Source organism: Streptomyces sp. SID13726 (assembly GCF_010548375.1).
Taxonomy (GTDB): Bacteria; Actinomycetota; Actinomycetes; order Streptomycetales; family Streptomycetaceae; genus Streptomyces.
Map to the genome: position 1 here is coordinate 94933 of NZ_JAAGLY010000026.1, position 13595 is coordinate 108527.

The 13595-nt window shown below is 65.4% G+C and carries 7 protein-coding genes; 3 read left to right on the top strand and 4 right to left on the bottom strand.

Annotated elements, in window-relative coordinates; genetic code table 11:
* The first annotated feature begins 29 nt into the window (after positions 1-29).
* From G3I78_RS40010 to G3I78_RS40020, 3 genes are all read left to right on the top strand, one after another.
* Positions 30-584, top strand: a complete 555-nt coding sequence (locus G3I78_RS40010; protein WP_164434130.1) for a hypothetical protein — start codon at positions 30-32, stop codon at positions 582-584.
* A 625-nt stretch (positions 585-1209) separates the two neighbouring features.
* On the top strand, positions 1210-1641 hold the full coding sequence (locus G3I78_RS40015; RefSeq protein WP_164434132.1) for a hypothetical protein: 432 nt from the start codon (positions 1210-1212) through the stop codon (positions 1639-1641).
* Between the two features lie 46 nt (positions 1642-1687).
* Positions 1688-2850 (top strand): IS3 family transposase gene (locus G3I78_RS40020; RefSeq protein WP_164434134.1). Its coding sequence is split into 2 segments (ribosomal slippage): positions 1688-1972 and positions 1975-2850, totalling 1161 coding nucleotides; the frame shifts between segments, so codons are not numbered across the junction.
* 227 nt (positions 2851-3077) lie between these two features.
* Here the strand turns inward: G3I78_RS40020 and G3I78_RS40025 are convergent.
* The 4 genes from G3I78_RS40025 to G3I78_RS40040 all read right to left on the bottom strand — a co-directional run.
* Positions 3078-3998 carry a Dyp-type peroxidase gene (locus G3I78_RS40025; RefSeq protein ID WP_239158339.1) on the bottom strand — a complete coding sequence of 307 codons (921 nt, stop codon included), beginning with the start codon at positions 3996-3998 and terminating at the stop codon, positions 3078-3080.
* A 213-nt stretch (positions 3999-4211) separates the two neighbouring features.
* Entirely contained in the window at positions 4212-4748 is a 537-nt protein-coding gene (locus G3I78_RS40030; RefSeq protein ID WP_239158340.1) for a hypothetical protein, read from the bottom strand.
* Positions 4738-12522 (bottom strand): RHS repeat-associated core domain-containing protein, encoded by a 7785-nt coding sequence (locus G3I78_RS40035; RefSeq protein ID WP_164434136.1) that lies wholly within the window; start codon positions 12520-12522, stop codon positions 4738-4740. Before G3I78_RS40035 ends, G3I78_RS40030 begins: the two co-directional genes overlap by 11 nt.
* A gap of 522 nt (positions 12523-13044) precedes the next feature.
* On the bottom strand, positions 13045-13595 hold a 551-nt coding region (locus tag G3I78_RS40040; protein ID WP_239158342.1), incomplete at its 5' end, for a transposase.

Sequence of the window (13595 nt, forward strand, 5' to 3'; positions counted from 1 at the left end):
CATTCGGAGTACCCGTGCTTGACCCATGGATGAAGACGATGCTCATCGCGGTGATTACCGCGATGGTGACCACGTTCGCCCTGTCGCGGTTCGCTCCACGCCTTGAGGCCAGGTCAGTCCGGATCAAGGCGGCCTGGGCCGCGCGGGATGCCTTCTCGGGACACCTCCTGACGATCCTTTCCGCCACAGCCCGGCTGGAGAACGTGAACCCCGACGAGACAGACGAACCACTGCGCAGCCGAATGCAAGGCGAGTGCGACCGGTGGGCGTCGCAGGTGGAGGAGTCAACCCGCTATCTCATCGACCACGCCGAGCAATACGTCCTGACCTACCCCTCGCGGCCACTGGACCTGCATGGGCTGATGACGGGGTTCGTTGTGGCCGCGCGTGGTGTGTGGCTGTCCGAGCTGCCGCTCCAAGAGCGAGCCCGGCGCGTCGGAGCGCTCGCTGCGCCGGTGCAAGGAATCTTCTTCGCGAAGAAGTCGTACCGCGTACTTCACCTCGCCGACGACCGCCAGCGCCTGCGGGAACTGCTGCAGGCCGTCGACGAACCCACCCCGCCCCTAGCCCCCGCTGCGGACTGAATCTGCTCCAAGAGACGACTGTGCAGATCCACACCCATTAGTCAGCCATCAACTCGTCGAGCTCTCGTCCGCCTGGGCGCGACGCCTCTCGGTCCACGAGGGGCGACGCAGAATGGGTCAACCGTGACTGACGGCTCTGCCGCTCCGGGTGATCTCCTCACCCACGGGCACCGGGCGAAACAGCAATGCGGGTGCTTGAGCGGTCGTCCATGCTGGGTGAGTGAACAATATCGACAGTCGCCTGCACGACACGGGGCAAGCATTCCTGGCTGCGGCGTGGGCTCAGCTGCAGAAGGAGCGGGTGGTTCCTCCGCCGGCTTTTCACCCGTACCTGGAGGTTGGGCGCGACTACTTCGGATACTCCGTAAGCCTCTGGGCGAGTACCGAGCACTTGAAGAGGCGATCGCCGCTTCGCATCCTCGGTTCGACGCTGAACGTCCCTTGCATGAGCGTGAATTCCCCGGCGGGTTGATCTTCAGCTTCCTAGAGACATTCATCGCCCGGCTGACGTGTGCGCGAGGACTTCTCTCCCAATGGGCCAGCTGCAGAGCAGTCGTTGCGCGACCTGATCCAGGCAGTCCACGCAGACGCATATGAGGTGGCGTGCTGCCGAGTGGTTTCCCACATGACCACGGCGAACGGCCAGCCGGTCGAGTTCACCAAGGTCCGCGTCGAACCAGTGATCGCGGAAGCAGCTGATCACGAGGGCCAGTTGCAGCGGATCATCTCGACCGTGATCCCTGGCCCGAGGAGCGCCTACGGCCGAGACCGGACGCACGATTTCGCGCCCCCGGAGAGCGTCATCATCGCGCAAGACAGCGGCGTGAAATCCTTCGATCTGGCCAAGCCACTTTCGCAGCGGATCGAACGGTTCATGTTGCTGGTACGGCTGTTGAAGCCGAGCACCAGTGAGTCGATGGCGGAGGTCCAAGGAGCAACTCACACGGTCCGAGAGTTCAAGCCCATCATGCTCCGCTTCCGTGGCGCGGGGCCGGGGTTCGGGTCTCCGACGCAACTGGCCGCCCGCGTGATCAGGGTCTGCCGCACGATCGGGTGACATCTGAACTGGCTTGCCCTGTAGGGCAGGTGGGAAGGATGTCGCTGTGCCCAAGCCCTATCCCGAAGAGTTCCGCGAGGATGTCGTGCGGGTCGCGAGGAACCGTGGCCCTGGGGTGACGGTCGAGCAGGTGGCCAAGGACTTCGGCGTCCATCCGATGACGCTGTGGAAATGGATGCGCCGCGCGGACATCGATGACGGATCAAAGCCCGGGACGACCAGCCAGGAGAACGCGGAACTGCGGGAAGCACGTCGCCGGATCAAGCTGCTGGGGCAGGAGAACGAGGTCCTGCGCCGGGCGGCGGCCTATCTGTCGCAGGCCCACCTGCCGGGAAAAGGATCTACCCGCTCGTGAAAGAGCTGGCCGCGGACGGTCTGCCCGTCACGGTCACGTGCCGGGTGTTGAAGCTCGCCAGACAGCCTTACTGCCGCTGGCTCGACAAGCCGGTGGCCGACTCCGTGCTGGAGGAGGCGCATCGCGCGAACGCGCTGTTCGACGCCCACCGTGACGACCCGGAGTTCGGCTACCGCTTCCTGGCCGACGAAGCGCGTGGTGCCGGGTCCGCCATGGCGGACCGGACCGCGTGGCGGATCTGCCGGGACAACCGCTGGTGGAGCGTGTTCGGGAAGAAACGCTCCCGGGGCAAGAAGGCGGGCCCTCCGGTGCACGACGACCTCGTCCGTCGTGACTTCACCGCAGCCGGCCCGAACCGGCTATGGCTCGCCGACATCACCGAGCATGCCACCGGCGAAGGGAAGTTGTATCTCTGTGCGATCAAGGACGTCTTCAGCAGACGGATTGTCGGCTACTCCATCGACGCGCGGATGAAGTCCCGCCTGGCCGTGGCTGCCCTGGACAACGCTGTGGCCCGGCGTGAAGACGTTGCCGGGTGCGTTCTGCACAGTGATCGCGGATCGCAATTCCGGTCGCGGAAGTTCGTCCAGGCGCTCGCCCGCCACCGGATGGCCGGATCGATAGGGCGAGTCGGGGCAGCCGGCGACAACACGGCCATGGAGTCCTTCTTCAGCCTGCTGCAGAAGAACGTCCTGGACCGCCGAAGCTGGTCCACTCACGGGGAACTGCGGATCGCGATCGTGACCTGGATTGAACGGATCTACCACCGACGTCGAAGACAAGCCTCGTTCGGCCGGCTCACTCCCGTCGAGTTCGAGACGGTCACGACCCCATCGGCCCTCCGGGCCGCGTAACCGAGCCTGTCACCCAACCCTGCAGCAGACCCCTGGGCTATTGGAGAGCTGAGCAAGGGTTGCCGGCACGCCGGTGAGCTGCGTGTCCACCAACCCGGCCCATTTGTCGTCGGGCAGCGTCCCAGAGAGGGGCGAGCGCGTCCGTGATCATCCGGGTGGAGCGGCCCAAAACGCGGGCGAGTTGCTTCTCGTACTTGTGAGTGCCGGACGCGGACAACCAGCCTTGTTCAGGTCAGCGCGTCAAGCCAACTGTCGCCGGGGGGAGGGACGAAGAAGTAGCCTCCGCCGACGGTGAGGGCATATTTGGCCATGGCTTCGCCCTGCAGCCGGTGTTGTACGGCTTCGAATCCCTTCTTCAGGTCGCGTTGGAAGCAGGAGAAAATCAGGCCCTGGTCATCGGGACCGTGGTGGTAGTTGTAGCCGCGCCGCACCAGGGGTGGAGGGTGCCTCCGGTCGGGCGCTGCCCTACGGACGTGGGCGTCGAGTGGGGTGATGGTGCCGTGCGGGTCGGCGGTGAAGGCCGGCTGTTCGGTACTGGGTGTGCCGTCTAGCCAGCGGCCGTCCCTGCGACGCCCGATGATGCGCTCCTGCTCGCGGACCGTGTCGCGGTCCCAGAAGTCTGTGGCAAGCCTGATGATCCGTACAACTTGGTAGCTGCCCCCGATCGCCCAGGCCGGTTCACCCTGACCGGCTGCGACAGCAGCGCGTTCGGTGACTGCGGCTGCGGTGGCGGGGTTTCCGTATCCTTCGGTGAAGTGGAAGGGATTGCGGGCCAGTCCTCTGCCGTTTTCGGTGCGGTTTCCAGGGCGAAAGCCGTCCAGGCGCCAGCGGATCTGCCATTGCGGCAGTCCATCAAGCGCCTGCTCGGCGGCTTTACGCACGGCATCCGGCGCTACCCCTGTGATTTGCAGCAGCAGGGCTCCGTGCGACTGTGCCGGATCGAGTACATCGCCGAGGAAGGCCGCCATCTGCTTAAGACTTCGGGGTCTGTCGGCGGATGCGGGAATCACGCTGCTGCCCAGACCCAGCCAGGTGGCGGTCTTGCCTCTGTTGAGTGCTCCGACAACCCGGTGTGCTGCGCGCAGCGAGCTGCCCAGCTGCTTGTCATCCGCAGCGAGATCGAGGGAGATCAGCTGTGTGAAGGGCAAGGGTGCAGTACCACGAAGGTGGGGTGGAGCTTGTGTGGGCTCGGACGGCGTGCTGCGCCGTGCGGTGGCGCTCGCCGTGGCCAGCCCCCCGGCGCCAAGGGCGGCAGTCATGGTGGTGTACAGCATCCCACGTCGGCTGCGAAGTACGGAGGGGCGACCTCTGTCGGTCTTACTTGGTTCCATTAAATTACCTTGGATGGTCCGAAGCAGGCGTTATTCGTAGAGAAATGTCCGTCCGCTGCCTGTTGTTCTGAGTCCCATCGACTCGAGTGTTTTATCTCGGTCTTGTCGCTGGTTGAATTTCTGTATTGCCGTCAGCCCGGTTTGAGGCAGTACACGGGCCACGTCGGCAAGGACGATCTCAAGGGTGGAGCCGATGAGGGTCGCGGCATCGTTGAGGGCTGCCAGCACGAACAGGTTGTCGTACGGCTGGTTGAGTCGGCCCTCTGCCAGGCTCACGGAGACAAGACCCCGCTTCAGGGGCCCCACGGACTGAGTCCGTACTGCTGTGGATGCCATCCGCTGCCCGTACGCACTGAATACACCGGCGGTTCGCACGTCGATGCTGTCGGCCATCTTCTGTCTGACTGACGTGGATGCGTGCATATAGGCGGCAATGATCGTCTCGACCTCGGTGTCTAGTTCATGGGGGAGCCGAACCCTGAGGTAGCCGTTGAAACGCTTGTCGCGAAGGCGTGAAAGGTCGGCCACCTGCCCCTGCCCATTATCGCCGTTCGACTTACGGGACAAGATAATCCCCTTTCCACCGGTAGCCGGCCTGTAGTAGTTGCTGAATCTCGCGTGCGAAGACCGACGGTTCCTGACGTGCCACGTTCCAGTAGGTTCCCTCGGTAGGAGAAGCGACATGCACAGTGCCGCGCTGGTTGATGATGGTCTGAATCCACGCGTCATTCTTGGCGAGATTCCAGGGATCGGCAACGAGCCTGACGTAGCCGGGCCATTGGCCTCCCACGGAGGTGTCCGGAAGCCGCCCGATCACTGGAGTGCCCTGGCCGGGGTGCCAGGCCTCTCCGGGGGCGAGTACGTCGGTCGAGGCGTTGGGGGATGCCCACCTGTAGCCGGTGCCGCAGTTGTGGACAAGGACTGACGCATTGCCCGCGGCGGCGTAGTAGGTGTGCAGGCCGTCGATGGTGAGGTTGTAGACCGCGGTGTGCTGGGTGCGGTGCTGGATGGCGGTGATCTGGATCCAGGTACCGGAGCTGGTCTGCAGCCACTGTCCGGGGGCCAGGTCTCCGGCTTCGATCCATTGGTTGAGTTGAGGGACCCAGAAGGGGTGGCCGCCCGTAGCGGTGATCGTGCCGGTCTTGGTTCGGGCGGTCCCGTCGGTATTGAGGGTGATGTCGACGAGTTGTTTGTCCCCGTCGCCCTGGATAAGGGCCGTGACCTTGCGTGGCCCGTTCTCACCAGTCTCGGGGTCGGCGGCGATGACCTTGTCGCCGATGACGACGTCCTTGATGGGCTTGTGGGTTCCGTCGGCCATCAGCACCGGGGTGTCACCGGTGAAGCTGTTGGGAAAGGCACAGCTGGCGGCTCGGGAGCCGAGTCTGCCTTCGAGCATGGAGCCAAGACCTGCGCCGAGCATGCCGCTCAGGCAGCCGATGGCGGCGGCCTGGCCGACCTGGCCCCAGTTGACCTTGCGGCCGGACAGACGCTGGCTGAGCCAGTCCAGGCCGCCGTCCATGAGACCGCCGACGACGCAGCCGGCGATCAGGGGATTGTTGCCGGAGGGATCGGTGTAGGTGGTGGGGGAGGACAGCGCGTACTGGTAAAGGTTGATGCCGCCGGCCTGAGCGCTGGGGTCCTGGGAGATGAAGCGGCCGGTCTGCGGGTCGTAGTAGCGGTCGCGGTAGTAGAGCAGGCCGGTGCCGTCATCTTCGCGGCCGGTGAAGGTGTACGGGTTCGACGAAGTGGCGGCGGAGGCGGTGGGCGTTCCGCCCGGGTCGTAGGAGTAACTGGTGGCGATGGTGCCGTCTGTGTTGGCCAAGCCGATGACGGTGCCGAGGGCATCGGTGAGGTAGATCTGACTCGTCCCGCCCTCGGTGCGGGTCAGGAATCTGTCCAGTCCCGAGGTCGCCGTAGTCGCCGTCGTCGCTCCTGAACCGTTCTGCTCCACCAGCGGGTTGCTGCCGTCGGTCAGATAGCGGCTGGCGATGCCCCCGATGGTCTTAGAGACGCGGCTGCCGAGTGGGTCATAGCCGAATGCCGAGGTAGTTCCCGCTTTTGTCAGGCCGGTGAGTTCGCCGCGGGCGTTCCAGGTATAGCTGCGGACGCCGTCATTCTTGAGCTGCCCGTCAGCGTCATAGTTGAAGGTGCGTCCGGCGTAACTGTTGATGCGGTTGTCCTTGCCGAACTGTGTGCCGCTTTCTGCAGCAGGCAGCGCAACCTTTGCCAGCGAGCCGGTCAAGCCGGTCTGCAGCGCTCGCTGATCTCGCGAATAGACCAGGTCGCCGATGGTCTTGGTGCCTTGCGTGTAGGTGATGGAGGCGATGACGCCGGTGGTGTCGTAGCCGGTGGTGCGGGTGATGCCGCCAGGCAGGGATGCGGTCTTCTCTCGGCCGGTCGCGTCCAGGCCGAAGGTGACCGTCTGGCTGTCGGAGGTGACTGAGGTGAGAACGTCCGAAGTGTCGTAGCCGTAGGTGGTGCTGGTCCCGGCGGCGGTCATCCGGGTGCGCCGGTCCCCGGCGTCGTAGCCGTATCCGACCGTGCCGGTAGGGCCGGTGATGGTGGCAAGGCGGTCGTATACGTCGTAGGTGAAGGATTGTGTGCCGGCCTGGCTGTCGGTGATCTGCTTGGGCAGATCGTTGTCGTAGTACGTGTAGGTGACGGTGGATTCTGCCTGTCCCAAGGCGTTGACGCCGTACTGGGTGCGCTTGGGCCGGCCCAATTCGTCGTACTCGGCCAGGGCCGACAGACCGGTTCGGTTGGTGGCTGTCTTGAGGAAACCGGCCGTGTCGTAGGCGAGCCGTGCTTGTGCGCCGAGTGGGTCGGTGACCGACTCGGGGCGGTCGGCGTCGTCGTAGGTCCAGGTGGTGGTGTTGCCGCGGGCGTCGGTGAGGGTGGTGAGGTTGCCGTTGGCGTCGTAGCCAAAAGCGGTGGTGTGGTTCAGCGGGTCGGTGACCTGGCGGGTCTGATTGAGCTTGTCGTACGTCACCGTGGTGGCCGAGCCGGACTCATCGGTCAGCGTGCTCGGCCGACCTGCGGCGTCCGTGAACTGGGTGGATGTGCGGCCCTCGGAGTCGGTGATCGCTGTGAGGTCGCCGCTCGCGTAGGTGTAGGTGGTGACCGCTTGCGCGGCGTCGGTGACTGTCTTGATCTGCCCTGCGGTGTTGTACGTATAGCTGGTCTTGCGTCCTTCGGGGTCGGTGGTCCCCTTCAGATGACCGTCGGCGTCGTAGCCGAACGTGGTGGTGTGGCCGAGCACATCGGTGATGCTGCCGGGCTGGTCGTAGGCGCCGTCGTAGACCACGGTGCTGCTAGAGCGGGCATCGCTGGTCCCGGCCAGTTCCACCGACTTCGTCACATGGCCGTTCGCATCGTAGGAGAACTCGGTGCGCCGCCCATAGGGGTCCACTACCGCGTCGACGCGATGCCCGGTACCGCGCTGGTAGACGGTTTTTCGGGCCAAGGCGGAGCCGTATGCCTGAGTGTCGGAGGTGCCGTAGCCACCGTCGAATTCCGCCCGCCGTATGGTGCCGCCGGGCTGGGTCACCTCGGTGGCGGTGATCTCACCGGTGCCAGTGGTGGTGTAGGCGAAGGAGTACTCCTGCCCCTCGGTCAGGGTCTGCTTCTTCACCCGCCCGTTGGTGTCATAGGTGTTGGTCATGTAGACGATGCCGCGGGCATCCTTGGCGGTGGCTATGCGGTTGGAGGTGCCGTCGTAGGTGTACGAACTGGCCTTGCCCGCCGGGTCGGTGACCGTCTCCAGCCGTCCAGCGCTGTCATACGTGTAGGACACGGTGCGACCGGCGTTGTCCCGGGCCTGGGTGACCCGGTTGTTGGAGTCGTAGGTCAGGGCGATCCACCGGCCGGTGGAGGTGACCAGACGGGTGAGGTTCCCCCGGTTTCCGTAGGAGCGGGTGAGGGTCAGGGTGTTGCCGTATCGGTCGCGGATCTCGTGCAGTGGGGAGTACTGGGGGAAGACCCAGACGGTGCCGTCGGGGAAGGTCATGTCCCAGCCCGACTTGTGGTTCCAATCGATCTTCGTGCCGCGGAACTGGCCTGAGGCACCCGCTGGTTCGAAGACGGCGTCGATGAAGCTGGTGCCCGCCGAGGTGCGGACGTAGTGCACTTTCTGGCCGCCGGGCAGATACAGGTCCACTTGCTTGTACTGCTCCTGCGAGTGCAGGAACGCGTTGTAGGCGAAGTCGCGTCCGATTCCGAAGGCACGCTTGGTGGTGTCGCCCTGCCAGTACGTCCGGCTCACGGAGACCGAGGTCAGCGGGTCGTTGATCGCGAGGTCGGTGCGGGAGTCGGTGAGCATGCCGGTGGACAGGTCCACCGGGTCGCCGGAGAGCCAGTTGATGGTGTCGTCCAGCCAGGAGGTCAGCCACGGCGGTACGGCGGAGGTGTTGAACATCGCACCGTGAAAGGCCCATATCCGGGTCGTCTTGTCCGGGATCACCTGGGTGCCGTCAGCGCTGACCTCTCCATGACCGTAGACGTACCAGCCCTTGCCGTCCGGGTCGTAGTCCATGAAGTCGACACGCGTGCCGGGCGGTTCGTGCGTGTAGTTGGGGTAGATGACCTGGGCACCTTCGGGGAACACATAGGTTCCGCCGGGCTGCACGGTGAAGTAGACGGGAACGACGCTGTTCTTCGGCAGCGGAAACGGAGGACGGTCGATCGGGATGGCTGTGATACCGAGTTCGGTGACCACCTTGCCTTTCTCGTCGCGGACCACCGATCCCTTCGGGATGCGGACCTCGAGCCCCGGGATCTGCGGGGTGGTCAGCACGATGTCCTTCTTCGCGGGCGCGTCGAAGGTGACGGTGTGCTTGGTGTCCAGCGGCGTCATCCACACCGGGAAGCCAAGGTCCACGGACATGCCGGCCTTCGGGTGGATACGGATGTCGTACCGGCCGTAACTGCGCTTCTTCGTGTTGGCGGTCGAGCCGTCGACGACCAGGGTGGTGGCATCCGGGTTGATCCCGGCCAGCAGGAAGCGGCCCTTGGTATCCGTGCGGGCTGTCTGGGTGCCGACCCGGACGGTGACCTTCGCCAGGGGCTTGCCGTCCAACTTGAGAACGTGCCCAGTCAGCGCAGTCTTGTTCGGGACCGTGTGCAGCGCTGGCGGCGCTTTCGGCGCCGTACCGCGCCGAGTCACCCAGTCTCGGCCCCTGAGGTTGTGTTGATCCGGCTGCCAGGCATCGGCCCCGGTCGGTACCACGCCGATGGCCCTGGTCGGGGCTGTGCCACCGGTGTCACGGGCGCGCGTCTCCGCCAGTTCGGCGGCGTTCTTCGCGGCCTGTCTGATGCTGATGGTCACGGCGGTTGTGGACAGGCTGATGCTGTAGGTGCCGGTGCGCAGCGACGCGGGATCCACGGTCAGGGTGTAGGTACCGTTGGCGGGCAGCGCTGGCATGGCGTACGAGGTCGTACTGGACGTCAGGTACCGCTCGTCGACAAGCCATTTACCGTCCGGCCCGTACACCGACAGGTACCAGTGGTAGGGCGGTGTGCTGCCCAGACCGACGGTGATTTTCTGCCCGGCGGTACCGGCGAAGGTGTAGTGGGCGTTCTGGCCGGCTGTGGAGATCGCGGCGGGTTTGGCGCCTGCGTCGACGGTGAGGGTGCCGGCATTCACATCTGGCACCAGTGTGGCGGTGCTCTGCCCGGTCACGGGATTGCCGGGCCGCAACAGCAGCTGGTGAGCGCCTGCCTTCAGTGGTGCTCTCAGGTCGGCGTCGGTGGTCGAGGTGGTCATGCTGCCGAGGCTGACCGGCTCGGTCGCGCCCGGCTCCAGCAGTGCGATCTGTGTGCTGCCGCTGATCGTCGTGCCGCTGAGGACCACGGCAGCGCCGTCCCCTGCCTGGGCGTTCAGCGTGTATTGAAGGGCCTGTCCCGGCCTGCCGATTGTCCCTGTGGCTCCGGTCGTCGAAAGGGAACCGGCCTTGACTGGCGTGGACAGCCATAGGGTCGCGCTGCCGATACCGGCGAGCTGCGGCTCCAGCAGCAGGATGTAGACCGAACCGGTAGCCAGGCCGTTCAAGTGTACGGCCTTGGCGGTGTTCTTGGACATGGAGGCGAGGTAGTCACCGTCCCCGCCCCCTGAGCCGATCAGGTTGATGGAGGTGGCCTGGTTGATGCTGTTGCCAGTAAGTCCCACGCCTGCGAGGCCGCCCGCAGGGCCGCTGAACCGGGCGCGTACCCGCTGGCCAGGGCGGCTGACACTGATGGGCACGGAGGCGCCATCCATGCTGACGTCGACGACGAGGTCGGCCGAGAGCGTCACCTTGATGCTGCCCTGGACGCCGTCATAGGGGTCGACGATCACCGTGTACGTGCCGGTCTCCGGCAGATCGGGCAGGCCGCGGGTGTCCGACTTGGCAGCTGCCACGGATACGGAATTGACGATCTTGGCGCCGGATGGAGCGAGCACGGTGAGGTTGAAGAAACTTGGGAAGGTGTTCTCCGTGATCCCCAGGGACAGGTCGTCTCCGGCAGTGGCGGTGAACGTGGCCTCGGCGTTCTGACCAAGCCGGGTGACGGCCAAAGCGGCCGAGCTTCCGGTCGTGCTCAGTCGGCCGACGTCCACGGGGCGGGACAGCGTGAGGGCCAAAGTTCCCGTGCCAAGGTGGGAGGGCTGCGCTTCCACCCGGTAGGTCCCGCTCTGCGGCAGGGCGGCACTGTCCCACTCCGCAGTGTCGTCCGCGGAGATGGTGAAGCTGTCCACACTGCTGCCGTCCGGCGCGTACACCCGCATCGAGGTGTATCCGGCGAAACCGGTCGACGTCACGCCGAGGGACACCTTCTGGCCGGCCTCGGCACTGAAGGAGGCGACACCGTCCTGCCCGGGCCGAGTGATCGCCAACTGTGTGGGACCACCGTTGGACGTCAAGGCCCCGGCGTCGGCGTAATGCGAGATGGTGATCGTCGCGGTGCCGGTCGCGCCGCTCGCCGGATCCAGGTAGAGGGTGTACCGGCCGCTTGCGGGCAGAGCATCCACGTCCATGGATCCATCGGACGCCTTGGACACGTAGACGGAGTCCACCTGGTCTTCGTTGGGCTGGTACAGGCGCACGTACATTCCGTCGGTCATTCCGGCGGTGTCAACGCCGAGGCTGAACGAGTCGCCCTTCGACGCCACGAACGTCCACAACCCGTCCTGCCCGGCCCGGCTCATCGACGTGGCGGCCGGATCACCGCCGAAGGACAGCTCTCCGCCCGCCGCGAGCGACACAGTCACGGTCACAGCGCCGGTGACCTGCGCCGGCGGATCGATCACCAGGGTGTAGGTCCCGGAGACGGGCAGATCACGTGCCTCGAAGTCGGTGGGCCCGGTAGAGACGGAGCCGGCGCTGCCGACTGTGTCGCCGCGGGGATCGACCAGTTCCACCGAGGCTGAGGAGGAGAACGTGGACTGGGTGAAGCCGACGGAGATGTCCTGGCCCTGATCGGCATCGAACAGTACGCGGGCCTTCTTGCCGGCCTGCGTGATGGCGACGGAGGGCGGACTGCCGTCCGTGACCGACGTGCTGACGGTGGTCTCGAACTGTGCCTCGTCCTCGGAAAGAGGCACAGTGAAGTCAGCGGGTGAGACCGTCCTTCCACCCGCGGTCTCGACGGTGATCTTCCCGGTCGTGGTGGCCTCAGGCACCTTGACCGTGAGCGTGGTGCCGGTGGCGCTGACCAATTCGGCGAAGGTGCCACCGTTGAACCGGACGAGGTTGTCCGCGACTGTGGACGCGAACCCACTGCCCTGGATGGTCACTTCGGTGCCTGCAGGGCCAGATGAGGGTGTCACCGATGTGACGGCCGGCCCGGAGGGCGCGAGCGTGAAGGACTCGGCGGACATGGCTGTCGCGCTGCCGACCTTCACAGACAGCGGACCCGGGCCCGCACCGGCCGGGACGGTGACGACGAGACGATTCGCCGCGGCACGGCTTACTGTGGCCGCTGTATCTCCGAACATCACGATGTTGCCTGCTGCTGCGGTCGAGAACCCTGTACCTGACAGGGTGATGTCGGCCCCAGCCTTGGCCCTGGCCGGGACCATCGACAACACGGACAGCGTGCTGGACGCGAAACGGTCGATGCCGACCCGATTGCCGGCTTCGTCATAGCGGTAGCGGGCTGTCTCGCCGACAGGGTCGGTGACACCAACTAGGCGACCTGCGGCGTCGTAGGCGTAGACCGCATTTCCGGTCGTGGATGCGGCGGCCGCATCAGCAGAGCCTGAGCCCACCGATGGGCCCGCCTGCACCGGCGCCGAGGAGTTAGAGGAGTTAGCTGAAAACTCGGCCCGCGAGGGTGCCGACTCCGCCGAAACCGCGTCGGTCGACACCGCCCCAGCGACCAGCGCGAAGATTACTACGCTCACCGTTACGAGCCGCCGTCGGCCAGATCTGACTGCCTGAAGTAATTCGCCCTGCGACCGCATGCGCCCTCCCCAGAGCACGTCATCGGGCGCACAGGCCCCATGAACCCCACCGATCCCGCACGAGCTGTCACATCGTAGGCGCGGAAGGTCATGTACGCGACACGTGATGGGGTTGTTTGACCAGATCAGCCTCATCGCACCGGTCACCGGAATGCCTTCCGCGCCTTCGAGGCCTGCCCCCCCCCAACCACGTCGAGTCGACGTGAGTGAGCCAGCAGATCTGTCAAGCGGAACGTGTAGCCGCGACATGGTCGATGGCTCAATACTGAAAGCCGAGGCCGTGATCGCTCCGGAGCAGGGTTCCAACTGCGTCTTGCGCGGAGGTGAGTGGTCCTCCCCTTACAACGACACCCATTTCGCCGCCGCCCGCGCTCTCGACACCGACCACCGGGTCTGTCAAACGAGCGGTGTAACTGGGGTTGACGGTTACTGATGGGCTGCGGAGAGGCGGCCGTCGAAGGTGATGTCGAAGGCATTCAGAGCGGTCTTCCAACGCATGGTCCAGCGGGCCTGGCCCTTGCCCGTGGGGTCGAGCGACATGATCGCCATGTAGACGCACTTCAACGCGGCCTGCTCGTTCGGGAAGTACCCGCGGGCCTTGACCGCCCGGCGGATGCGGGCGTTGACCGACTCGATCGCGTTCGTCGTGCAGACGATGCGACGGATCTCGGTGTCGAACCGCAGGAACGGGGTGAACTCCTCCCAGGCGTTCTCCCACAGCTTCACGATCGCCGGGTATTTCCTGCCCCAGGCGTCGGCGAACACGGCGAACCTGTCCAGGGCGGCTTCCTCGGTCGGCGCCGTATAGACGGGCTTCAGAAGCTTGGCGATCTTGTCCCAGTCCTGGGGGTGAGCTGTCCCGAGTTTCGTAGAGTCCGGTGATCTTGTTTCAGGCGGACTGCGGGACTCGTTCTTGGCCCTGCCAGAAGTCGCGTTCGTACTCGGCAGGTGGCACGTAGTCGAGCGCGGAGTGAAGA